The organism is Xanthomonas sp. LMG 12460 (assembly GCF_009192895.1).
Lineage (GTDB): Bacteria > Pseudomonadota > Gammaproteobacteria > Xanthomonadales > Xanthomonadaceae > Xanthomonas_A > Xanthomonas_A sontii.
This window is the reverse complement of the sequence record NZ_NKUH01000022.1, coordinates 39,861-61,393: the sequence shown is the minus strand read 5'-3', so window position 1 is coordinate 61,393 and position 21,533 is coordinate 39,861. Positions and strand designations below refer to the sequence as shown.

20 protein-coding genes are annotated in these 21,533 nt (G+C 70.1%); 13 read left to right on the top strand and 7 right to left on the bottom strand.

Annotated features, from left to right (window positions below):
- Positions 1 to 135: 135 nt before the first annotated feature.
- Positions 136 to 948: a S1/P1 nuclease gene (locus CEK66_RS05050; protein ID WP_152236152.1), complete on the top strand. Its 813-nt coding sequence runs from the start codon at positions 136 to 138 to the stop codon at positions 946 to 948.
- A gap of 87 nt (positions 949 to 1,035) precedes the next feature.
- Here CEK66_RS05050 and trxC read toward each other — a convergent pair whose 3' ends face one another.
- From trxC to CEK66_RS05030, 4 genes are all read right to left on the bottom strand, one after another.
- Positions 1,036 to 1,479: a thioredoxin TrxC gene (gene trxC, locus CEK66_RS05045; RefSeq protein WP_152236151.1), complete on the bottom strand. Its 444-nt coding sequence runs from the start codon at positions 1,477 to 1,479 to the stop codon at positions 1,036 to 1,038.
- On the bottom strand, positions 1,476 to 1,955 hold the full coding sequence (locus CEK66_RS05040) for an OsmC family protein (protein WP_152236150.1): 480 nt from the start codon (positions 1,953 to 1,955) through the stop codon (positions 1,476 to 1,478). The genes trxC and CEK66_RS05040 overlap by 4 nt, the downstream gene beginning before the upstream one ends.
- A gap of 78 nt (positions 1,956 to 2,033) precedes the next feature.
- A complete protein-coding gene (locus CEK66_RS05035; protein ID WP_152236149.1) occupies positions 2,034 to 5,249 on the bottom strand; it encodes an efflux RND transporter permease subunit in 3,216 nt (1,071 codons plus the stop codon).
- Position 5,250: 1 nt separating this feature from the next.
- A complete protein-coding gene (locus CEK66_RS05030; RefSeq protein WP_193312575.1) occupies positions 5,251 to 6,321 on the bottom strand; it encodes an efflux RND transporter periplasmic adaptor subunit in 1,071 nt (356 codons plus the stop codon).
- A 268-nt stretch (positions 6,322 to 6,589) separates the two neighbouring features.
- On the opposite strand from CEK66_RS05030, the gene CEK66_RS05025 reads away from it, so the two are divergent.
- The 7 genes from CEK66_RS05025 to CEK66_RS04995 all read left to right on the top strand — a co-directional run bounded on the left by CEK66_RS05025 (position 6,590) and on the right by CEK66_RS04995 (position 11,005).
- Positions 6,590 to 6,958 carry a rhodanese-like domain-containing protein gene (locus tag CEK66_RS05025; RefSeq protein WP_152236147.1) on the top strand — a complete coding sequence of 123 codons (369 nt, stop codon included), beginning with the start codon at positions 6,590 to 6,592 and terminating at the stop codon, positions 6,956 to 6,958.
- Between the two features lie 4 nt (positions 6,959 to 6,962).
- Entirely contained in the window at positions 6,963 to 7,313 is a 351-nt protein-coding gene (locus CEK66_RS05020) for a metalloregulator ArsR/SmtB family transcription factor (protein ID WP_017917369.1), read from the top strand.
- On the top strand, positions 7,310 to 8,140 hold the full coding sequence (locus CEK66_RS05015) for an MBL fold metallo-hydrolase (protein WP_152236146.1): 831 nt from the start codon (positions 7,310 to 7,312) through the stop codon (positions 8,138 to 8,140). The genes CEK66_RS05020 and CEK66_RS05015 overlap by 4 nt, the downstream gene beginning before the upstream one ends.
- A gap of 116 nt (positions 8,141 to 8,256) precedes the next feature.
- Positions 8,257 to 9,036, top strand: coding sequence for a molybdate ABC transporter substrate-binding protein (modA, locus tag CEK66_RS05010; protein ID WP_152236145.1), 780 nt, complete (start codon positions 8,257 to 8,259; stop codon positions 9,034 to 9,036).
- A 9-nt stretch (positions 9,037 to 9,045) separates the two neighbouring features.
- On the top strand, positions 9,046 to 9,741 hold the full coding sequence (gene modB / locus CEK66_RS05005) for a molybdate ABC transporter permease subunit (RefSeq protein WP_152236144.1): 696 nt from the start codon (positions 9,046 to 9,048) through the stop codon (positions 9,739 to 9,741).
- Positions 9,742 to 9,769: 28 nt separating this feature from the next.
- Positions 9,770 to 10,387 carry an ATP-binding cassette domain-containing protein gene (locus CEK66_RS05000; protein ID WP_152236143.1) on the top strand — a complete coding sequence of 206 codons (618 nt, stop codon included), beginning with the start codon at positions 9,770 to 9,772 and terminating at the stop codon, positions 10,385 to 10,387.
- Positions 10,388 to 10,447: 60 nt separating this feature from the next.
- Positions 10,448 to 11,005 (top strand): flavin reductase family protein, encoded by a 558-nt coding sequence (locus CEK66_RS04995; protein ID WP_152236142.1) that lies wholly within the window; start codon positions 10,448 to 10,450, stop codon positions 11,003 to 11,005.
- Positions 11,006 to 11,050: 45 nt separating this feature from the next.
- Here CEK66_RS04995 and CEK66_RS04990 read toward each other — a convergent pair whose 3' ends face one another.
- From CEK66_RS04990 to CEK66_RS04980, 3 genes are read right to left on the bottom strand one after another with little or no spacing between them, the layout of a single operon-like run.
- Positions 11,051 to 11,647: a hypothetical protein gene (locus CEK66_RS04990; RefSeq protein ID WP_152236141.1), complete on the bottom strand. Its 597-nt coding sequence runs from the start codon at positions 11,645 to 11,647 to the stop codon at positions 11,051 to 11,053.
- The gene (locus CEK66_RS04985) at positions 11,644 to 13,083 is read right to left on the bottom strand and encodes a TonB family protein (protein ID WP_152236140.1); all 1,440 of its coding nucleotides are present in this window, start codon (positions 13,081 to 13,083) and stop codon (positions 11,644 to 11,646) included. The genes CEK66_RS04990 and CEK66_RS04985 overlap by 4 nt, the downstream gene beginning before the upstream one ends.
- Positions 13,073 to 13,441, bottom strand: a complete 369-nt coding sequence (locus CEK66_RS04980) for a BlaI/MecI/CopY family transcriptional regulator (RefSeq protein WP_010340889.1) — start codon at positions 13,439 to 13,441, stop codon at positions 13,073 to 13,075. The genes CEK66_RS04985 and CEK66_RS04980 overlap by 11 nt, the downstream gene beginning before the upstream one ends.
- Positions 13,442 to 13,639: 198 nt before the next feature.
- On the opposite strand from CEK66_RS04980, the gene CEK66_RS04975 reads away from it, so the two are divergent.
- The 5 genes from CEK66_RS04975 to CEK66_RS04955 all read left to right on the top strand — a co-directional run bounded on the left by CEK66_RS04975 (position 13,640) and on the right by CEK66_RS04955 (position 21,533).
- On the top strand, positions 13,640 to 15,595 hold the full coding sequence (locus CEK66_RS04975) for an acetyl-CoA hydrolase/transferase C-terminal domain-containing protein (protein WP_152236139.1): 1,956 nt from the start codon (positions 13,640 to 13,642) through the stop codon (positions 15,593 to 15,595).
- 364 nt (positions 15,596 to 15,959) lie between these two features.
- On the top strand, positions 15,960 to 17,081 hold the full coding sequence (locus CEK66_RS04970) for a phosphatidylinositol-specific phospholipase C1-like protein (protein ID WP_152236138.1): 1,122 nt from the start codon (positions 15,960 to 15,962) through the stop codon (positions 17,079 to 17,081).
- 133 nt (positions 17,082 to 17,214) lie between these two features.
- Positions 17,215 to 19,944, top strand: coding sequence for a TonB-dependent receptor (locus tag CEK66_RS04965; protein ID WP_152236137.1), 2,730 nt, complete (start codon positions 17,215 to 17,217; stop codon positions 19,942 to 19,944).
- Between the two features lie 362 nt (positions 19,945 to 20,306).
- A complete protein-coding gene (locus CEK66_RS04960) occupies positions 20,307 to 20,675 on the top strand; it encodes a hypothetical protein (protein WP_226978495.1) in 369 nt (122 codons plus the stop codon).
- Between the two features lie 126 nt (positions 20,676 to 20,801).
- Complete coding sequence (locus CEK66_RS04955) at positions 20,802 to 21,533, top strand: DUF3348 domain-containing protein (protein ID WP_152236136.1); 732 nt, start codon at positions 20,802 to 20,804, stop codon at positions 21,531 to 21,533.

Genomic DNA, 21,533 nt, shown 5'->3' with positions numbered 1-21,533 from the left:
CCGGGTCGTGTCCTCGGACGCGGCTCGGCGCGGTCGGCGACGCCGTCTGGCAGCGGCGTCCGCCGTGCTGAGCGGCAACGCAACAGACCTGACGCGCGTCATGGCCGCGTCGTCGGCGCCGGCTAGAATCGGCGCATGAAAATCTCTCCCTTCGTTCGCACCGCGCTCGCCGCGGCCCTCGCCGCCGCACCGTCCGCCGCCTTCGCCTGGGGTCCGCTGGGCCACCGCCTGGTCGCCGATCTCGCCGACACCCAGCTCACCCCGCAAGCCCGCGCGCAGGTCCGCACCCTGCTGCAGGGCGAACCCGACCCGACCCTGGCCGGTGTGGCCAACTGGGCCGACCAGCTCCGCGAACACGATCCCGACTTGGGCAAGCGCAGCGCGCGCTGGCACTACGTCAACCTGGCCGAGAACGACTGCCACTACGAACAGACCCGCGACTGCCCGGACGGCAACTGCGCGGTCGAAGCGCTGCGCCGCCAGGCCGCGATCCTCGCCGACCGCAGCCAGCCGCAGGCCGCGCGTGCGCAGGCGCTGAAGTTCGTCGTGCATTTCGCCGGCGACGTGCAGCAGCCGCTGCATGCCGGCTACGCCCGCGACAAGGGCGCCAACACCGTGCAGATCCAGTTCGAGGGCAAGGGCAGCAATCTGCACTCGCTGTGGGACAGCGGCCTGCTGCGCAGCCGCGGGCTGGACGAGCAGGCCTACCTGGCCGAGCTGGAAAAGCAGCCGTTGCCGGCGCCCTCGCCGGCGGGCAGCGCGCTGCCGCCGCCGGCCGCGGCGTGGGCCGAGGCCTCCTGCAAGATCATGCTGCGTCCGGGCTTCTATCCGCCCGGCGCCACGCTGCCGGCCGATTACGTGACGACCTGGCGCCCGGTGGCCGAAGCGCAATTGCGCCAGGCCGGTGCCGACCTGGCGGCAACCTTGAACGCAGCGCTGGGCAAGTAAGCCCGGCGCACCGTATAGGAGCGGCTTCGGCCGCGATGGACTTTCCCAGGTAAGCCCATCGCGGCTGAAGCCGCTCCGACGAGAGCGTTACGCAGAATTCAACTGTGCGAGCGTCAAGCGCACGATCTCGGCGGTGCCGATGGCGCCGCTGTGTCGGCCGAGTTCGCGGCCCTGGCGCAGCAGGAGCAGCGTCGGGATGCTGCGGATGCCGAAGCGCCCGGCCAGCGCCGGCTGCGCATCGCTGTCCAGCTTGCCCAGGCGCAGCCGCGGCTCGAGCTGCGCGGCCGCGGCGGCGAAGTGCGGGGCCATGGTCCGGCACGGACCGCACCACGGCGCCCACACGTCCACGAGCAACGGCAGCTCGCTGCGCTCGGCATGCGCGGCAAACGTCTCGGCGGTCAGCGTGACCGGTGTGGCGTCGAACAAGCCACGATGGCAGCGTCCGCATTGCGGCGCGTCCGCCAGTTTCGCCTCCGGCACCCGGTTGAGCGCGGCGCAGTGCGGGCAGGCGACATGCAGCAGCGTGGTCATGCGCCGGCCTCGATGCTCTTGTCGCCGAGCAGCACGGTGCCTTGCGCATCCTTGACCGTGACCTGCACGTCGATGCCCTGGCGCACACTCTGGGTGACCACACAGAACTGCTCGAACTGCGCCAGGATCCGTTCCAGCTGCGCATAGTCCTGGTTGGCGCCGGGCAGCTGCAGTTCCACCGACGCCTGCGGAATGCGCCAGAACCCTTCCGGATTGCGCATCGGCGTGGCGGCGATGTGCGCGACCACGCCGGCCGGATCGTTCTTGTACTTACGCATCGCGAACAGCAGGCTGGCGGCCAGGCAATTGGCGATGCCGGCCAGCAGGATGCGCGTGGGATTGGGGCCGCGCTCCTGGCCCAGCGGCGCGGTTTCGTCGCTCAGCCAGGGCTCGAGCGTGGTTTCGTCGAAGCGAATGCGGAACGCGAAGTCCGTGTCCTGCTCCAGGGTGACGCGGATCGGATCGCCGATGAGCATCGTGGAAACTCCACTTCGCAGAAAGGGATTTCGACTCTACGCCGGCACCGGTAACGGCGTGTGGACGCAGCCTTGCGCTCACGCCGCCGCTTCGCGCCGTGCCAGCGGGTAGTACAGCAACGGGATGACCAGCAGGGTCAGTGCGGTGCTGACCAGGATGCCGAACAGCAACGCCACCGCCAGGCCGTTGAAGATCGGATCGTCGAGGATGAACAGCGCACCCAGCATCGCCGCCAGGCCGGTCAGCACGATCGGCGGCGCGCGCACCGCACAGGCCTCGATCACCGCCTGTTCGGCGCTGCGCCCGTGCGCCAGGGCATGACGGATGAAGTCCACCAGCAGGATCGAATTGCGCACGATGATGCCGGCCAGGGCGATCATGCCGATCATGCTGGTCGCGGTGAACTGCGCGCCGAGCAGGGCATGACCCGGCATCACCCCGATCACCGTCAGCGGAATCGGCGCCATGATCACCAGCGGCAGCAGATAGCTGCGGAACTGCGCCACCACCAGCAGATAGATCAGCAACAGGCCCACCGCGTAGGCGATGCCCATGTCGCGGAAGGTCTCGTAGGTGATCTGCCATTCGCCGTCCCATTTCACCGCGAAGTCGGCGGTGTCGACCGGCGGCGCGATGAAATGCTGCTGCAGCGTCTGCCCATCGAGCCGGTGGCTGCGGAGTTGCCCGACCAGGTCGAACATGCCGTACAGCGGGCTGTCCAGGCGCCCGGCTTCGTCGCCGGTGACATACACCACCGGCCGCAGGTCCTTGTGCGCGATGCTGTCGTCCCAGGGCAGGCGCTGCACCGCGACCAGTTCCGACAGCGGCACCAGTTGCCCATCGCCGCCGCGCACGCGCAGCGCCAGCAGGCGTGCGCTGGCGGCCTGTGCGGCGCCCGGCAGTCGCAGCCGCACCGGCTGTGCCACCTTGGATGTGCCATCGTGCAGCCAGATGACGTCCAGACCCTGCACCGCCGTGGCCAGGGCATCTGCGATGGATGCCTGGCTCACGCCCAGGCGCGCGGCACGTACGCGGTCGACCACCAGCGTTTCGCGGGTGGCCGCACTCTCCACGCTGGTGTCGACATCGACCACGTTCGGCGTGCGCAGGAAGCGCCGCTCCAGCGCCAGGGCGAGCTGGCGGCCGCGCGGATAGTCCGGCCCGTACACCTCGGCCACCAACGGTGACAGCACCGGCGGCCCCGGCGGCACCTCCACCACCTTCAGCGACGCGCCATGCCGGCGTGCGATCGCCGCCAGCGGCGGACGCAGCGCGCGGGCGATGGCATGGCTGTGGCGCGTGCGCTGGTGTTTGTCGACCAGGTTCACCTGCAGGTCGCCGACGTTGTTGCCGCTGCGCAGGAAGTACTGCCGCACCAGGCCATTGAAGTTGACCGGCGCCGAGGTCCCGGCATAGCCCTGGTAGTCGTGCACCTCGGGCGTGCGGTCGAGCACCCCGGCCAGGTCCACCAGCAACGCATCGGTGTCCTGCATGGTGCTGCCTTCGGGCAGGTCGACCACGATCTGCAGTTCCGATTTGTCGTCGAACGGCAGCATCTTCAGCACCACCCACTGCAGTCCGACCAGGCCCACCGCGGCCAGCAGCAGGGCGGCGATGCCGGCGAACAGCCAGCCGCGCCGGCGCGCGCCGCGGACAGGATCCAGGAACGGGTACAGCAAGCGCCCGAACAGGCGCTGCAGGCGCGGTGGCGCGTCGCCCCGCGCGTGTGCCTGCGCGGCGTGCGCCGGCACATGCCGCTTCAGCAGCTTCAGCGCCAGCCAGGGCGTCACCACCAGCGCGATCGCCAGCGACAGCAGCATGCCGACCGAGGCGTTGATCGGGATCGGCCGCATGTACGGCCCCATCAGGCCGCTGACGAAGGCCATCGGCATCAGCGCCGCGATCACGGTGAAGGTGGCGAGGATGGTCGGGCCGCCGACCTCGTCCACCGCCGGCGGGATCGCCTCGCGCAAGGTCTTGCCGCCGGCGCGCAGATGGCGGTGGATGTTCTCCACCACCACGATGGCGTCGTCGACCAGGATGCCGATGGAGAAGATCAGCGCGAACAGCGACACGCGATTGAGGGTGAAGCCCATCGCCCACGAGGCGAACAGCGTGAGCGCCAGGGTCAGCACCACCGCGCTGCCGACCACGATGGCCTCGCGCCAGCCCAGCGCGAACAGCACCAGCAGCACCACCGAGGCGGTGGCGAACACCAGCTTGTGGATCAGCTTGGCGGCCTTGGCCGCCGCGCTGGCGCCGTAGTCGCGGGTGACCTCGGCATGCACGCCCTGCGGCAGCAGTTCGCCGCGCAAGGCCTGCAGGCGCTCGCTCACCGCGCGGGTGAGCGCCGAGGCGTCGCTGCCCGGCTTCTTGGCGATGGCCAGGGTCACCGCCGGCGCGCGCCCCTGCGCCGAGCCGCCGCGCGTGGGCGGCGTGCCGTACCACACGTAGGCCGTGGGCAGGTCGGCACCGGCCTGGATCTGTGCCACATCACGCAACTGCAGCGGCCGGCCGTCGTGCACGCCGATCACCAGCTCGCGCACGGCGTCGGCATCGGCCAGGAACCGCCCGGCGCTGAGCGGCACCGCACGGCCGCCGCCGATGCGGTCGCCGAGCGGACGCACCACGTTCGCCCCCTGCAGCGCCTGGCCGAGGTCGGCCACGGTGAGGTCGTAGGCGGCCAGCCGCGCCGGATCCAGCGTCACCGTGACCACCCGCGGCGGCGCGCCGATGCTGTAGATATCGCGCGTGCCGGGGATGCGCTTGAGTTCGGTCTCCAGGGTGCGCGCGATCGCACCCAGGTCGGCGGCGCTGCGCTGCGGATCGTCGCTCCACAGAGTCACGCTCATCACCGGCACGTCGTCGATGCCCTTGGGCTTGACCAGCGGCGCGCTGGCGCCCATCTGCGTCGGCAGCACGTCCAGATTGGAATACACCTGGTTGTACAGGCGCACCAGCGCGGTCTGCCGCGGCACCCCGACCTGGAATTCGACGGTCAACACCGCCTGCCCGGGGCGGCTCAGCGAGTACACGTGCTTGATGCCCTCGATCTCGTCGAGCTTCTGTTCCAGCGGCGTGCTCAGCAGCTGTTCGACCTCGCGCGCATCGGCACCCGGCAGCGACACGAACACGTTGGCCATGGTCACGTCGATCTGCGGTTCTTCCTCGCGCGGGGTGATCGCCACCGCCGCCAGGCCGAGCAGCAGGCCGAGCAGGGCCAGCAGCGGCGTCAGCGGATTGGCCTGGAAGAACGCCGCCAGGCGGCCGGACATCCCGAAACCGGCAGCCATCTCAACGCTCCGCCAGCGCGCGCCGCTGCGCCGCCAGCGCCTGCCCGGCAGCGACCGGATCGCGCACCACCCGCTCGCCCGCGCGCAGCCCGGCCAGCACTTCCACCCGCTGCGCATCGCGCTGCCCGATCCGCAGCTGCCGCAGGCTGAGCCGACCGTCGGCCAGCACATAGGCCGCGCTGAGTTCGCCCCGCTGCAGCAGCGCCGACAGCGGAATGCGCAACGGCGCCGCCTCCGCGGCATCGCCGGCAGCCAGCGGCACCTCGACCTTGGCCGTGGTACCGGGTGCCGGGGCCGGTTGCAGCGCCGGCAATGGCACCCGCACCGTGACGCTGTGGCTGCGCGGATCGGCGGTAGGGAACACCGTCACCTGCGGAATCTGCAGGAGGCGTCCATCGTCCAGCCGCACCTGCGCGCGACGCGCGGCGCGGACCGCGTCCGCATCCGACTGCGGCACCTGCACCTCGATGCGCTGCGCGCCGGGCACGTACAGCGACAGCAAGGCCTGCCCGGCCGCCACCGCCTCGCCCGGCTGCACCTGGCGCGCGCTGATGACGCCCGCGAACGGCGCGCGCACCACGGTGTAGTCGGCCGGCTGCTGCGCCTGCGCCAGTTGCGCGACGGCGGCAGCGCGTGCGGCATTCGCCGCATCGCGGGTGGCGCGGGCCTGGTCAAGTTGCGCGCGCGACACGTATTGCGCCCCGGCCAGGGACGCATAGCGGCGATAGCTGGCCTCGGCCTCGTCGGCGCTGGCCGTCGCGGCACGCACTTGCGCCTGCGCACTGGCCACACCGGCGCGCTGTTCCACTGCGCTGAGTTGCAGCAGCACCTGGCCGGCGGCGACCCGGTCGCCCACGTCCACCGCGACGCTGCGCACGCGCCCGCCGGTCTGCGCACTCAGATCGGCGTACTCCACCGCGGTCACGACGCCGTCCCAGGAGCGCGACGCCATCGCCGCGGGCTCCACCGGCACGGTCGCCAGCGCCGGCAACGGCGGCGGCGCGACCGTGGCGGCGTCATGCCGACAGCCTGCGAACGCCAGCATCGCCAGCGCCGCGAGCGCGCCCGCCACGGGCGCACGACCTCTGCCGCGGGTCGGTGCAGCGGCGGGTGCGGTAAGCGTCCCGCGCAGCCGTCCGGCACGCCAGACACCCCGGATCGGCCAACGAAGCACACGCATGCTCGAACTCCAGAAGAAAGGGCGCATCCGCGCCGTCGGTGGGCACCCCACCGCGGCAGATCGGGCGCGGCCGCCCGAGGCTGGCCGCGAGATAAATTAGAATTTTCTTATATTAGAGTCAACTGATATGATGGGCGCACTTTCCCGCCGAGCACCCCCAATGCCCGCCTCCTCCGCCCAAGCCCTGGTCGACAGCGCACGCGCGCAGATCCACGAAACCCCTGTCCACACCGATGCCGCCGCTACGCCCCTGCCCGGCGAATGGATCATCGACGTGCGCGAACCCGGCGAGTTCGCCATGGGCCATCTGCCCAACGCGATCAACATCCCGCGCGGCATCCTCGAATTCCGCCTCGATGCCGATCCGGCGCTGGCCCGACGCGACCAGCCGATCCTGCTGTACTGCGCCAGCGGCGGCCGCTCCACCCTGGCGGCGCTGAGCCTGCAGCACCTGGGCTACACCGCGGTGCGCTCGCTGACCGGCGGCTTCCTGGGCTGGACCGCGGCCGGTGGCCCGGTCGATTTCTGAGCCTATGCCGCGCCGCGCCGCAACCGCCCTGGACCCTGCCGCGATGCGCGCGCACGCCAGCGAGGCGGCGCGCCTGCTGAAGGCGCTCGGCAACGAGAAGCGGCTGCTGCTGCTGTGCCTGCTGGTGGACCACGAGCAATCGGTCGGCGAGCTCAACGCGCGCGTGGAGCTGAGCCAGTCGGCGCTGTCGCAACACCTGGCGCTGCTGCGCGAGGATGGACTGGTGCAGACCCGCCGCGAGGGTCAGACCATCTATTATTCGCTGGTGCCCGGCCCGGTGCAGCGCATCCTCGAGGTGTTGCACGGCATCTACTGCAGCGCCGCGCCACCTGCCGCCACCCGGAGCGATCGATGAGCCAGCATCCGCACGTCCACGCCTTCCACCACGCCGGTTCCGGCACCTGGAGCTACGTGGTCGAGGATGGCCACGACGCCGCGGTGATCGACCCGGTGGTGGGCTACGACCCGCAGACCGGCGCACTGGACGACGCACCGGCGCAGGCGTTGGCCGCGTGCCTGGACGCGCGCGGACTGCACCTGCGCTGGATCCTCGAGACCCACGCCCACGCCGATCATGTCTCCGCCGCGCAGTGGTTCAAGCAGCGATGGCTGCAGGCGACGCTGGCGATCGGCGACGGCATCCGCGAGGTGCGCGCCCGTTTCGCGCCGCAGTTCGACCTGGACGCGGACGCGCAGGCGCGCTGCGGCTTCGATCACCTGTTCGCCGATGGCGAGCGCTTCGCGATCGGTGATGTGCAGGCGCAGGTGATCGCCGTGCCAGGCCACACCGGCGACAGCGTCGCCTACCTGATCGGCGATGCGCTGTTCCCGGGCGATTCGCTGTTCATGCCCGACAGCGGCACCGCGCGCTGCGATTTCCCCGGCGGCGACGCGGCCACGCTGTACCGTTCGATCCAGCGGCTGTACGCGCTGCCGGAGGCGACGCGCGTGTTCGTGTGCCACGACTATGGCGCCGGCGGCCGCGCGGTGGCCTGCCAGACCAGCATCGGCGAACAGCGCCGCAGCAACATCCATGTGCGCGATGGCATCGACGAAGCGGCCTTCGTGGCCTTGCGCCAGGCGCGCGATGCGACGCTGGCCGAGCCGCGGCTGATGCAGCCGTCGGTGCGCGCCAACATCCAGGCCGGCCGCACCGACGACCTGGCGCCGCCGGCGGCGTGAGCAGGCAGCGCGCCGCCGGCGCGCTAGGATGCGGAGTTGCGACAGCGCTGCGCGACCGTACGCGCGCGCCGCCGCGCCCTGCCGCATCGCCTACCTGCCCCCCGCTGGAGTGACCCATGACCCGACCGCTGCGCCGCCTGCTGTGCCTGTGCACCTTGATCGTCGCCACCGCGATCGCGCCGGTCTCGGCGCAGACGCCGCTGACCGTGTTCGCCGCCGCCAGCCTCAAGGAATCGCTGGACGAGGCCGCCAGCGCCTACCAGCGCGCCAGCGGCACCCCCGTGCAGGTGTCCTACGCCGCCAGCTCCACGCTGGCCCGGCAGGTGGAACAGGGCGCGCCGGCGGACGTGTTCGTGTCCGCCGACCAGGAGTGGATGGACTACCTGCAGCAGCGCAAGTTGATCGATCCGGCACTGCGCCGCGACCTGCTCGGCAACACCCTGGTGCTGGTGGCGCCGGCCGCCAGCAAGGCGCAGGTCGACCTGCGCAAACCCGGCGCGCTGCTCGCCGCGCTCGGCGCGCAGGGGCGCCTGGCGGTCGGCCAGACCGCCAGCGTGCCGGCCGGCAAGTACGCGCGTGCCGCACTGCAGGCGCTGGGTCAGTGGGACGCGGTGCAGCCGCGCCTGGCCGAAAGCGAGAGCGTGCGCAGCGCGCTGATGCTGGTGGCGCGCGGCGAAGCGCCGCTGGGCATCGTCTACGGGTCCGACGCCCAGGCCGAGCCCAAGGTGCGGGTGGTGGCGACCTTTCCGGCCGACAGCCACGCGCCGATCGTGTATCCGGTGGCGCCGCTGCGGGCGAGCGCGCAGGCGAAGAGCGCTGCCGATTTCGTGCGTTGGCTGGGCACGCCGCCGGCACAGGCGATCTTCCGTCGCCACGGTTTCTCGCTCGCCCGCTGAGGCCTGGCGTTGTTCGACTTCACCGCGCAGGAACTGACCGCGATCGCGCTGAGCGTCAAGGTCGCGCTGGTCGCGGCGCTGGCCAGCCTGCCGTTCGCCGTGGCCTGCGGCTGGCTGCTGGCGCGGCGCCGCTTCTTCGGCAAATCGTTGCTGGACGCGCTGCTGCACCTGCCGCTGGTGATGCCGCCGATCGTCACCGGCTACGCGCTGCTGCAACTGTTCGGCCTGCAGGGGCCGATCGGCGGCTGGCTGTTCGAGCACCTGGGCGTGCAGCTCGCGTTCCGCTGGACCGGCGCGGCGCTGGCCAGCGCGGTGATGGGCTTCCCGCTGATGGTGCGGGCGATCCGCCTGGCCCTGGAATCCACCGACCGCCGCCTCGAAGCGGCCGCCGCCACACTCGGCGCCGGCCCTTGGCGCGTGTTCTTCACCATCACCCTGCCGCTGGCATGGCCGGGCGTGGTCGCCGGCGGCGTGCTCGGCTTCGCCAAGGCGCTGGGCGAGTTCGGCGCCACCATCACCTTCGTCTCCAACATCCCCGGACAGACCCAGACCCTGGCCTCGGCGATCTACAGCCTGCTGCAGGTGCCCGGCGCCGAAGCCGGCATCTGGCGGCTGGCGGCGGTGGCGCTGGCGATCTCGCTGGGCGCCTTGCTGGCCTCCGAGTGGCTGGTCCGGGGCCAGCGCGGCGCGGAGGCGGATGCATGAGCCGCGCAAGCACTCGGAGCCTGCACCGATGCTGAGCATCGACCTGCACCTGCAGCGCGGCCGTTTCGCGCGCCACGTGCGCATCGAGGAACAGGCGCGCGTGGTCGCGCTGGTCGGCCCGTCCGGCGCCGGCAAGACCAGCCTGCTCAACGCCATCGCCGGCGTGCTGCCGCCGCGCAGCGGGCGCATCGCCATCGATGGCCGGGTGCTGTACGACAGCGCTGCCGGCATCGACCTGCCGGCGCATCGCCGTGGCATCGGCTACGTGTTCCAGGACGCGCGCCTGTTCCCGCACATGGACGTGCGCCGCAACCTCGGCTACGGCCGCCACGGCCGCGGCCAGCCGGCACGCTTCGCACTGGACGCGGTGGTCGAGCTGCTCGGCATCGGCGCGCTGCTGGAGCGGCGCCCCGACACGCTCTCCGGCGGCGAAGCGCAGCGCGTGGCGATCGGCCGCGCGCTGCTGTCGCAGCCGTCGCTGCTGCTGTTCGACGAACCGCTGTCGGCGCTGGACGCCGACCGCCGCAGCGAACTGATCCCCTACCTGCAGCGCGTGCGCGACGAAGTGCGCCTGCCGATGCTCTACGTCAGCCACCAGGCCGAGGAAGTGGCACGCATCGCCGATGCGGTGCATCGGCTGGACTGACGCCGACATCGCGTTCACCCGGGCCGGCGAGACTGAAGGCCCCGCCACGGCAGACTGCGCATGCTCCGCTACCGCAAGCTCGACTTTCCCACCCAGGACGTGCGCCGCTTCCTCGAGCCGGGCCCGGTGGTGCTGGTCAGTTCGGCCTGGAAGCGGCAGCGCGACGTGATGACCCTGGGCTGGCACATGGTGCTGGAGTTCTCGCCGTCGCTGCTCGCCTGCTGCATCTCCAGCGCCAACCACAGCTTCGACCTGATCCGGCGCAGCAAGCAATGCGTGATCAACCTGCCCACCGCCGACCTGGTCGACACCGTGGTCGGCATCGGCAATACCAGCGGCGCGGACCTGGACAAGTTCGCGCACTTCGGCCTCACCGCGGTGCCCGCCACGCACGTGGCGGCGCCGCTGATCGCCGAGTGCTACGCCAGCTTCGAATGCCGCCTGCACGACGGCAGCCAGATCGGCAAACATGGCCTGTTCGTATGGGAGGTGGTCAAGGCGCACGTCGCCGCCTCGCCGAAGCGGCCGCGCACCCTGCACTACCGGGGCGACGGCCGCTTCATGCTGTCAGGCGCGGAGATCTCGCGGCGGCGCCTGTTCAAGCCGGAGATGCTGTAGTTCCCGGCAACGGGCAAGGCAGACCGCACGCGGCGATCGCGGCGCTCAGCGCGCGCCGCCGACGCGCCCCGACTGCACGCTGGCCTTGCCCTGTCGGACCTCGAAGGTGAACGCATAGGCCAGCGTCACCGGCACTTCCTGCACCGACTGCGCATCGTCGCAGCGCCCGTCCTGCACCGGCCGCTGCGCCGGATCGGCATAGGTGCAGATCGCCGCCGGCACGAAGCGCCACTGCGCGACCGCGTCCTGCACCGCCTGCAGCAGATCGGCCATCTCCGGCTGCGCGCCCGCGCTGCAGTCCGGGCGATCGTTCAACAGGGCGCTGCGCTCCACCATGCCTTGCGCGGACAGGATCACCCGCACGCAGACCGTGGTCGGGGCCAGCGTGTGGCGCGGCGACTCGGCCGGCAACTGCGGCGTCGGCGCCTGCAGCGGTTGCGGCATGCGGAACACTTCCTGCGGCTGCATCCGATACGACTGCACCGCCGCCGCACCGGGCGCCGCGCCGAATCCTGTTTCCAACATGCGCTGATCCACCGAGTCGATGCGCTGGGTCGGTTGCGGCGCCTCTTTCGGCACGTGGCTGGCGCAGCCGGAAAGGACCAGCGCCAGCAGCATGCCGGTCCGCAAGTGCGCACTCATCGCACGGTCCGCGCCATGCCGCACAGCGGCGCGGCGCCGCTGGTACCCGCGAACGTTTTGTCGCACAGGTTCGCCACTGCATCGCCGGCACCCTCGTCCAGGCGGTACCAACGGTAGTCCGCAGCCTCGGCGACGCCCGCCGGTGCCGCCACGGGGTCCATTTCCACGTCGAACGCCACCGGGATCTTCATGCGGCTGGGCACCGGCCGACCGTGTTCGGTCGCCGGAGAGAATCGCCACTTCCAGGCGGCGGACACCGCCGCCGCATCCAATACCGCACTACCGCTGCCATGGTCGAGCACGCGCACATCGCTCGGCCTCCCGTGTGCGTCAAGTTCGACCAGCAGCATCACCTTCCCTGAGATGCCAGCACGCACTGCCTCCTCTGGATACTTCGGCGGGGTCAGGTCGATCATCTTGGCCGGCCGCGTCGCCCGCGCGTTGGCAGATCCGCGCTGCGGCGCGGGCGCCGGCGCACTCTCCATCTCGCTCGCCACCAAGTCGCGCGCCATCCCGCCGACCGGCGCAGCGGTTGGCAGCGCCAAGACCATCGCACTCCCGCTCAACGCGGCCAGCGTCACCGCCGCGAGGCCCAGACGACGCCGCCAGCCACGCACCGCCGGGCGCTGCAGCAAGGCAATGCGCTGGCACAGGATGCTGCCCGCCTGCCAATGGCAGCCCACCGGCAAGGCCAGCGCGTCCAACTGGGTCTGCAGCATCGCTTCGGCGTAGTGCCGGCGCGTGCCGGGATGGCGAACCAGCACCGCGGCATCGCAGGCCAGTTCCTGATCCAGGCGGAAACGCGTGGCGGCCCATTGCAGCAGCGGATTGAACCAGTACACGCAGCGCAGCACGGCGAGCAGCAGGTTGCTGCGGGTGTCGCCGCGGGCGATATGCATGCGTTCGTGCGCCAGCACCAGTTGCGCCTGCGGCGGCGGATAGCGCGCGGCGAAGTCCATCGGCACCACCACTTGCGGCCGCCACGCACCCAGCACCAGCGGCCCATGCAGCGCATGCTCGGCGACCAGCACGCCATCCTCGCCAGGCTGCAAGCGACCCAGGCTGCGCCGGTAGCGGCGCTGCTGCCGCCACAATACGGCCGCCGAGGCCACCGCACCCGCCAGCCACAACGACAGCAACCAGACCTTCGCCTGCCCGCTCGCCGACACGCCGTCGCCTACCGACATCTGCGCCCGTGTCACGCCGACCAGCACCGCCGGCATGTCCAGCGCCAAGCCCGCCGGCAACGCTGGACGCCAGCCGCTGGGCAACAGTGCCGCCAGCAGCGCCAATGGCACCGCGATCCATAGCGCGTAGGCGATGCCGGCGCCGAACGCGCGCCGCATCGGCACGCGCAATGCCAGCACCGCCGCGATGGCCACGCTGACGACCAGCGCGGTACTCCCAAGGTCCCTCACGATCCCGTCAATGCTCATCGTCCAGCTCCTGGATCAGTCGTTTGAGTTCGGCGATATCGGCATCGCTGAGCTTGCCGCGTTCGCTGAAGTGCGCCACCAACGGCGCGATACGGCCGCCGAACAGGCGGTCGAGCAGGCCTTCGCTCTGTTGCTGCACCCACTGCGCGCGCTGCAGCAGGGGCGTGTACAGATAGCGGCGGCCTTGTTTGTCGGCGCGGATCGCGCCCTTGTTGAGCAAGCGGTTGAGCAGGGTCTTGACCGTGGGTTCGGCCCAGCCGCCATGCCCGGACAAGGCGGCGAACACCTCCTCGGCGCTGAGCGGGTGCCGCTCCCACAGCACCTCCATGACCACGGCTTCCGCATCGCTGATCGACATTGCGTTTACGCCCGTAAATTTTCAATGATTACGCGCGTAAACAAAACGCATGTCAAGCGTTTTTTGCGCAGCGTCGGATGTCCTGGCGATCGGCATGCCACCACGCCCGGAGGTCGTCGCCGCCAATCGCGTACGCCGCGGCACCGCGCGTATCGCTCGCACCACGATCCACGCAATCGCCGGCACACCCTCTAAGCTATGCCGATGACCGATCACCTCGACGACCTCGACGCCGCTGCCGACCTGATCCTGCAGCGCATCGCCAGCCCGCTGCGCGTGGGCGCGCCGCTGGGCCTGGGCAAGCCGCATCGCCTGCTCAACGCGCTGTACGAGCGCATCGAACACGATCCGACGCGGCCGTTGCAGATCTACACCGCACTCTCGCTCAATCCGCCGGCGCCCGGCGGCGGGCTGCAGGGCCGTTTCGCGCGGCCGTTCGTGCAGCGCCATTTCGGCGAGGATTTCCCGCGCCTGCGCTACGTGCAGGCGATGCAGCGCGATGCGCTGCCGCCGCACATCCAGGTCGAAGAGTTCTACATGCAGTCCGGCGCACTGCTGCGCTCGACCCAGGCCCAGCGCAGCTACACCAGCCTCAACTACACGCATGCCGCCGATGCGGTGGCGCAGCGTGCGCCGAACCTGATCGTGCAGAAGGTGGCGCGCGAACCCGACGGTACCCGGCTGTCGTTCTCGTGCAACAACGACATCACCCAGGACACCCTGGCCGCGGTGCAGCGGCGCGGCCTGCCGCGGCCGCTGCTGGTGGCCGAAGTCGATCCGCAGTTGCCGTGGATCGGCGGCTGCGCGGCGGTGGAGCCGAGCTTCTTCGACGTGGTGGTGACGCCGCCGGGGCCGTATCCGCGCCTGTTCGGGCTGCCGCGGCAGCCGGTCGCCGACGCCGATTACGCCATCGGCCTGTACGCCAGCACGCTGGTGCGCGACGGCGGCACCCTGCAGATCGGCATCGGTACCCTGGCCGATGCGCTGTGTCACGCGCTGGTGCTGCGGCATACCGACAACGCGCGCTACCGGCAGGTGCTGGCGGCGCTGGATCCGGAACTGGAGCGGCATCCGGCGGTACGCGAATGCGGCGGCCTGGAGCCATTCGCGGTCGGCCTGTTCGGCTGCAGCGAGATGCTCAACGAAGGTTTCCGGCAACTGGTCCAGTGTGGGGTGATCCGGCGCAAGGTGCTCGACGACGCGCCGCTGCTGCAGCGCGTGGCCGACGGCACTGCCGATGCGCAGGACCTGCAGCGCCTGGAGCGCGAGGGCGAATACCTGCAAGGCGCGTTCTACCTGGGTTCGCCGGAGTTCTACGCCTGGCTGCGCGACATGGACCCGCAGGCGCGCGCGGCGATCGGCATGCGCCGCATCAGCGAGATCAACCAGCTCTACGGCGACGAGGTATTGCGCCGGGTACAGCGGCGCGAGGCGCGCTTCTTCAACTCGTGCATGATGGCCACCGCGCTCGGCGCGGCGGTGTCCGATGCATTGGACGATGGCCGCGTGGTGTCCGGCGTCGGCGGCCAGTACAACTTCGTGTCCATGGCGCACGCGCTGGACGACGCGCGCAGCGTGCTGATGTTCCGCGCCGTCCGCAGCGATGCCGGCGCAACGCAGTCGAACGTGCGCTGGAACTACGGCCACACCACCATCCCGCGGCACCTGCGCGACCTCTACGTCAACGAGTACGGCATCGCCGACCTGCGCGGTCTGACCGACGAGGACTGCATCGCGGCGATGGTCGGGATCACCGACGTGCAGGCTCAACCCGCCTTGCTGGAGACGGCGAAGGCCAACGGCAAGCTGGCCGCCGACTTCGCAGCATCCACGCACTGGCAACGCAATCAGGCTGCGCGCGTGCGCGACGCGCTGGCGCCGTTCCGCCGCGACGGCACCCTGCCGGACTATCCGCTGGGCAGCGATTTCACCGAGGTCGAGCAGCGCCTGCTGCGCGCCCTGTCCTGGCTGCAGCAGCACACTGCCAGCACCGGCGCCAAGCTGAAGACGGTGGCCAGCGCGGTGCTGGCGCGTCCCGCGGCGGATGCCGCCTGCATGCAGCGCATGGGGCTGGACGCGCCGCGCAGCCTCGGCGAACGGCTGGACGCGACGTTGCTGGCATTCGCCCTGCAGCGCACGCGCACGCCGCAATGACGCACGCACAGCAATGGCAGGGAGCCACCCGGCGACGCAGGGTTTACGTGTAGAAGCGGCTCGACGTGCCCTGGGCCAACAGCCGCAACGCGCGCGATCGGAAACACCCGTCGCGGCTGAGCCGCTCTCGCAATAACGACAACACTTCGCACTGAGTTGCGGCAAAAGCGCATCGCCGGCGGTGCTTGTCCAAACCAGCCGCGACAACGTGACGACGGTCATGCGTGCATAGGACACCGCACACGATCGTGGCACAGCGCGGACCATGACACGATTTGGCAACACCCGCGTCAACTCCACTCGGGATGCTGTCGAGATATCGTTACCAAGCGTGGCCACGATGCTCCCCCAACGTTCTGTCCCGATGTCGTCGAAACTCCGCAACGCGCCAGCTGCGCTGCGCGCCCTGCTGGCGGTGTTGGCGCTGTTGCCATCTGCGCTGTGCGCCGCACCCAGGCTTAGCGACCTGCAGTACATCGGCAGCCACAACAGCTACCACGCCGGCTTCGCGCCCAGCGAAGCGGCGCTGTGGAAACGCCTGGATCCAGCGACGTTCGCGGTGCTGGACTACCGGCATCCGCCATTGACGCAGCAACTGGACGACGGCGTGCGCCAGATCGAACTGGACATCTACGCCGACGCCAAGGGCGGACGCTACGCGCACCCAGCGATGATCGACCAGCTCGCCAAGGCCGGGCTGCCGTCGGCTCCGCCGACCGCCGCGCCGGGCGTGATGCAGCGGCCGGGCTTCAAGGTCATGCACATCCAGGACCTCGACCAGCGCAGCACCTGCCAGCCGCTGCTGGCCTGCCTGCGAGAGGTCCGGGCGTGGTCGCAACGGCACCCCGGGCATCTGCCGATCTTCATCCTGCTGGAAACCAAGCAATCCACCGTGCCGGCGGCCTTTCCCACGGTGCAGCCGGAGCCGTTCGACGGCAAGGCGCTGGACGCGCTGGACGCCGAACTGCGCTCGGTGTTCGCCGCGAACGACTACATCAGCCCCGACCAGGTACGCGGCAGCGCGGCCACGCTCAACGCCGCCGTGCTCGCGCAGGGCTGGCCTGCGCTCTCCGCGGCGCGCGGCAAGGTGGTGTTCCTGCTCGACCAGCGTTCGATCGGCCCGGCCTACCTGGCCGGCCATCCGTCCTTGCGCGGCCGCGTGTGCTTCACCAATGCCGATCCCGGCACAGACGACGCCGCCTTCGTCGAACGCAACGACGGCAGCGCCGACGAGATCGCGACGCTGGTGAAGGCCGGCTACCTGGTGCGCACCCGCACCGACGCGGACCTCAAGGAAGCCCTGCGCAACGACACTGCGCGACGCGACGCCATGCTCGCCAGCGGCGCGCAACTGCTCAGCACCGACTTTCCCGATCACGAGCCTGCCGCCTCCGGCTACGTGGTGCGCTTCCCCGGCGACGCCGTCGCCCGCTGCAATCCGCAGCGTCCGCAGGCCGACTGCCACGGCGTCGACCTGCGCCACTGAACGCCATTGGCCGCGCGACGTCGCGGCCACGCCCCACACGTACGCAATGGAAGGCCTGGGCGATCCGCGCGCCGGCATCGGCGTGTCCGGACTTCGGATCGCAACCGCTGTTTCCCCCCAACGAGCCACCCCCATGCTCCCGTTCCATCGCCCCTGCCCCCTGTGCTGTGCCATCGCCCTCGCGCTTGCGCTCTCGCCAACCGCCCGCGCCAGCGACGCCGATGACGCCAGCGCACGCACCACCACCCTGGACTCGGTCAACGTGCAGGCCACGCAGGCCACCGTGCCGGGCTCATTGGACGAACAGCGCCTGTCCAACGGCGTCAACAGCGTGATGAGCAAGCAGCAGATCGACGCGATTCCCTCGGCCGGCATCGCCGACGTGGTCGCGCACCTGCCCGGGCTGTCCGCCTACAGCGACATGCATCTGGGCCAGGCCACCACCGGCGAGAACGCCTACGTCAGCATCCGCGGCCTGGATGCCAGCTACAACAGCTACCGCCTCAACGGCTTCGGCATGCCCGAGACCGATTCGTCCACGCGTGCGATCTCGCTGAACATGCTCGCGCCGTTCGGTATCCAGTCGGTCAAGGTCTCCAAGTCGCCGACCCCGGACCTGCCGGGCGACGCGATCGGCGGCGCGATCGACATGCGCACGCCCAGCGCGTTCGACTTCGACGGCGACTTCTACGGCAAGACCACCACGCAAGGCCAGTTCAACGCGCTCGCTTCCGACCTTGGCGGCAAGCACACCGGCGGCACGCTGCAACAGGAGCTGGCCTGGAAGTTCGGCGACGACCACGCATTCGGCGTCTATGCCTCGGCCTACTACGGCAAGAACAACAACATGGCGCAGGCGCCGGCGCCCAACAGCGCGTACTTCCCGGCGGATCCGGCGCAGGCCAAGGCAGTGGATCTGCGCGATGTCGGCCCGCTGCTCAGCGCCCGCTACAAGTACAGCGTCTACACCAGCCAGATCGAGCGCTACGGCGGCAACCTCGCCTTCGACTGGCAGGGCGAGCACACCACCCTCTTCGCGCGCGCCATCTACGGCAGCTACAACGTCATCGGCCAGCAGGACCAATCCAGCGCACGCCTGGAAACCGTCAACAACCAGCCGACCGCGGTGCGCGGCGGCTACTTCAACACCCACGACATCAAGGAAACCCTGGCCACGCTGCAGTTGGGCGGGCAGACCACGCTGGACCGCCTGCGCTTCGATTACGGCAGTTCCTTCGGACGCGGCACGCGCAGCCGCCCGGACTACGTCGCCGCAAGCCTGTACGGTTTCACCCCGGGCAGCTTCGCGTTCGACCTGAGCGACCCGACCTATCCGAGCATCGGCCCGAGCTCGCCGGCCCTGAAGAATTTCTTCTACAGCCTGGATTCGGCGCTGTTCTGGAAGACCCAGGGCCACGATGCCGGCAGCCACGACAACCGCGCCAGCGCGCATGCCGACATCAGCTACCGCGTGGACGGCGACGTGCTCGACGAGGTCAAGACCGGCCTGTCGCTCGACCACGCCGACCGCGGCTCCTACGATCATCCGTTCTTCCACAAGGACGGCAATTTCGTCTACAACGGCCCCTACTTCGGCGGCACCAACTACGTGTTCCCCAACGCCGGCGGCCCGCCGCTGAGCGCCCTGCCCGGCCGCCTCACCTACGCCGCCTTCGACGGCCACTACGCCGGCCCGTTCAAGATCCTCGACCGCGACTGGGTGCGCACGCATGCGGTGCCGTACAAGTACGTCAACGATCCCAATGGCGCAGGCATCTACACCGCCAACGACTACAACGCCAACACCACCTCCAGCACCGAGGCGATCTACGCCGGCTACGCGATGGCCACGCTGCATGTCGGCGCGGTGACCCTCCTGCCCGGCGTGCGCTACGAACTGACCCGTTATTCCGCCGACGCGTGGCAATCGAACGGCGACGGCATCAACGGCCGTTTCGTCGGCAGCGGCCGCAGCTATGGCGAAGTGTTGCCGGGCATCAGCCTCAACTACCGCCCGGACGAGCTGACCGTCTACCGCGCCTCGCTGCGGCGCAGCTTCAGCCGCCCGGCGTTCGGGCTGATCTCCGGCGAGACCGTGTACACGGTCGACCCCACCCAGAAGGTCATCGGCATCTCCAAACCCAACCCCGACCTGCAGCCCAGCAAGGCCGACAATGCCGACCTGTCCGCGGAGTTCTACGACCGCAATGGCGGCGTGCTCAGCGCCTCGACCTACTACAAGCGCATCACCGGCTTCATCTACACCTCGCAGTCGGCGACCAGCAACGACAACACGCTGGGCGGCCTGGTCCCGACCGGTACCACCTTCGAGGACGGCGTGCCGGTGACCATGCCGCAGAACGGCGGCACCGCGACGCTGTACGGCGTGGAACTGGCCGGCAGCAAGCGCCTGCAGGGCCTGCCGGGGTTCTGGAGCAACTTCGGCGTTGCCGCCAACCTGACCCTGCAGCACAGTTCCGCCGACAGCAAGCGCACCGACCAGCCCGAAAAGACCTGGCTGCCGCGTGCGCCCGAGCGCATCTACAACCTGGACCTGTTCTACGACGACAGCCGCCTGCGCGCCGACCTGAGCTACAACTACACCGGCCTGCAACTGCTCGGCCTGACCAGCGACCGGCTCAACTACTACCTGCAGCCGGTCAAGTCGCTGGACTTCACCGCCACCTACCACCTGCCGCACGGCATCGACGTCGGCGTCGCCGCCAAGAACCTGCTGAATTCGGCCACGTTCTACGAGACCCAGGGCAAGTCCACCCGCTACATGGCCTACGACCCCGGTGCCGATGGTGCCTACGTGGAAACCGGGCGCGTGTACATGCTCACGCTGAGCTACACCTACTGACGCTGCCCTGCCTCCGCCGCTGCGGCGGGTGCCTTGCGTGCAGACCGCACGCAAGGCATTGGGCAGGACGCACCAGCGCCGCGCCCCGCCCTCAGAGACCACTCCTGGCGCCGAAGCATCGAGAGATGCGGCAATCCTCCGCAGCTGCATCGCGCTTCCTCGGGCTGAAGGCCTGGGCATCTACGGACATTTCCCGATCCCGCACACGCCGGCGCGCAGCGACAGTGACTGCGCGCCGATCATGCCTGCATGGGGCGCAAGCCGATCACCCATCCCATTGCGCCCAAGGATCCTTCGATGAACATGCGCCCATCGCCCCGCGTTCTTCTGCTCGTGCTGTCGACCCTCCTGCCCTTTGCAGCGTGGCCGCTCCGCCCGCCACCGTTGCCAGTTGCGCAGGCATCGCCGCTGCCTATCCGACGGACCTCGGCCCGCGTTGCAACAGCAACTACGCGAAGATCAATCACCAGCCGCAAGACGCCGCACAGCGCCTGCAGACCTACTATGCGCGCGTGGAAGTGCTGAAGATCTTCAGGAAAGCCCTGTTGTGCAATGGGCTGTATGGCGCCGGGGCATCGGCGCAGCAGAGCTTCGGCAGCGGCGAAAACGGCCATCTGCAGGCACTGGCCAATCTCTACCAGAACATGCAGAACGACCCGAGCCGCCCCGCGGCGCTGTATACCGCTGCCGATCTGAAAGACATCAAGATGAACAAGCCGCAGTGCAAATGAGGCAACGCATTCGCACCGAACGCCAGGCGCGCTGAGGTCGCTGGCGTCCCCTTGCGGTGCGGCATCGGCCGCCTCCGGGCAGCCGATGTCATTCGCGTGTAAAATTGCGGGTTTTTGACCACTCACATGGCGAAAGCCCCTCCACGGGCGCCCGTCCCGGGCCCGGCCTTCATTCGCCTGCTGGCGCGCCTGAGCGATGCGCCGATGCCCGCGTCCAGCCCCGCGCTGGCCGACCGGCTCGGCCAATGGATCGACTGGAACCGCGCGGTGGCAGTGTCACGGGCGCTGGACGGCAAACTGCCCGAGCCTGCCGAAGATGCCCCCGGGGCGCCGGAACCGTCGGCCCTGGAGGCCGAATGCGGCCGCGTGCGCGCTGCACTGGAAGAGAGCATCGCCCTGGACATCGCCAAGGAAACCGGCAAGCCCGTGGGCAAGCGCCAGCACGACCCCGACGCACCGATCGACTACGCGCCGTTCCGCCAGCGCTACCAGGCGCTGCAGCGCGCGATGCTGACCGCGACCGGGCGCCTGCGCGGCCTGCTGCGCGATGCCCTGGTCCCGCTCTCGCCGGAGATGGCGCGGCTGGCCGAGGTCGATGCGGTGATGGAACTGACCCTGAGCCCGCGCGAGCAGACCCTGCTGGCGACGGTGCCCAACCTGCTGGAAGCGCATTTCCAGCGCCTGCGCGCGGCCGCCGCGCCCGCCCCCGATCCATCCCTCACCGACGTTCCGCCGGCGCCTGCCGACACGGCCTGGCTGGACCTGTTCCGCCAGGACCTGCACAGCGTGTTGCGCGCCGAGCTGGACGTCCGTTTCCATCCCATCGAAGCGCTGCTCGCCGCGCTTCGCAGCCGTTGA

Excerpts from the sequence above, each read along its gene's own strand:
- CEK66_RS05050 (WP_152236152.1), top strand. The coding sequence starts at position 136 with ATGAAAATCTCTCCCTTCGTTCGCACCGCGCTCGCCGCGGCCCTCGCC.
- trxC (WP_152236151.1), bottom strand. The coding sequence starts at position 1,479 with ATGACCACGCTGCTGCATGTCGCCTGCCCGCACTGCGCCGCGCTCAAC.
- CEK66_RS05040 (WP_152236150.1), bottom strand. The coding sequence starts at position 1,955 with ATGCTCATCGGCGATCCGATCCGCGTCACCCTGGAGCAGGACACGGAC.
- CEK66_RS05035 (WP_152236149.1), bottom strand. The coding sequence starts at position 5,249 with ATGGCTGCCGGTTTCGGGATGTCCGGCCGCCTGGCGGCGTTCTTCCAG.
- CEK66_RS05025 (WP_152236147.1), top strand. The coding sequence starts at position 6,590 with ATGCCCGCCTCCTCCGCCCAAGCCCTGGTCGACAGCGCACGCGCGCAG.
- CEK66_RS05020 (WP_017917369.1), top strand. The coding sequence starts at position 6,963 with ATGCCGCGCCGCGCCGCAACCGCCCTGGACCCTGCCGCGATGCGCGCG.
- CEK66_RS05015 (WP_152236146.1), top strand. The coding sequence starts at position 7,310 with ATGAGCCAGCATCCGCACGTCCACGCCTTCCACCACGCCGGTTCCGGC.
- modA (WP_152236145.1), top strand. The coding sequence starts at position 8,257 with ATGACCCGACCGCTGCGCCGCCTGCTGTGCCTGTGCACCTTGATCGTC.
- CEK66_RS05000 (WP_152236143.1), top strand. The coding sequence starts at position 9,770 with ATGCTGAGCATCGACCTGCACCTGCAGCGCGGCCGTTTCGCGCGCCAC.
- CEK66_RS04995 (WP_152236142.1), top strand. The coding sequence starts at position 10,448 with ATGCTCCGCTACCGCAAGCTCGACTTTCCCACCCAGGACGTGCGCCGC.
- CEK66_RS04990 (WP_152236141.1), bottom strand. The coding sequence starts at position 11,647 with ATGAGTGCGCACTTGCGGACCGGCATGCTGCTGGCGCTGGTCCTTTCC.
- CEK66_RS04985 (WP_152236140.1), bottom strand. The coding sequence starts at position 13,083 with ATGAGCATTGACGGGATCGTGAGGGACCTTGGGAGTACCGCGCTGGTC.
- CEK66_RS04980 (WP_010340889.1), bottom strand. The coding sequence starts at position 13,441 with ATGTCGATCAGCGATGCGGAAGCCGTGGTCATGGAGGTGCTGTGGGAG.
- CEK66_RS04975 (WP_152236139.1), top strand. The coding sequence starts at position 13,640 with ATGCCGATGACCGATCACCTCGACGACCTCGACGCCGCTGCCGACCTG.
- CEK66_RS04970 (WP_152236138.1), top strand. The coding sequence starts at position 15,960 with ATGTCGTCGAAACTCCGCAACGCGCCAGCTGCGCTGCGCGCCCTGCTG.
- CEK66_RS04965 (WP_152236137.1), top strand. The coding sequence starts at position 17,215 with ATGCTCCCGTTCCATCGCCCCTGCCCCCTGTGCTGTGCCATCGCCCTC.
- CEK66_RS04955 (WP_152236136.1), top strand. The coding sequence starts at position 20,802 with ATGGCGAAAGCCCCTCCACGGGCGCCCGTCCCGGGCCCGGCCTTCATT.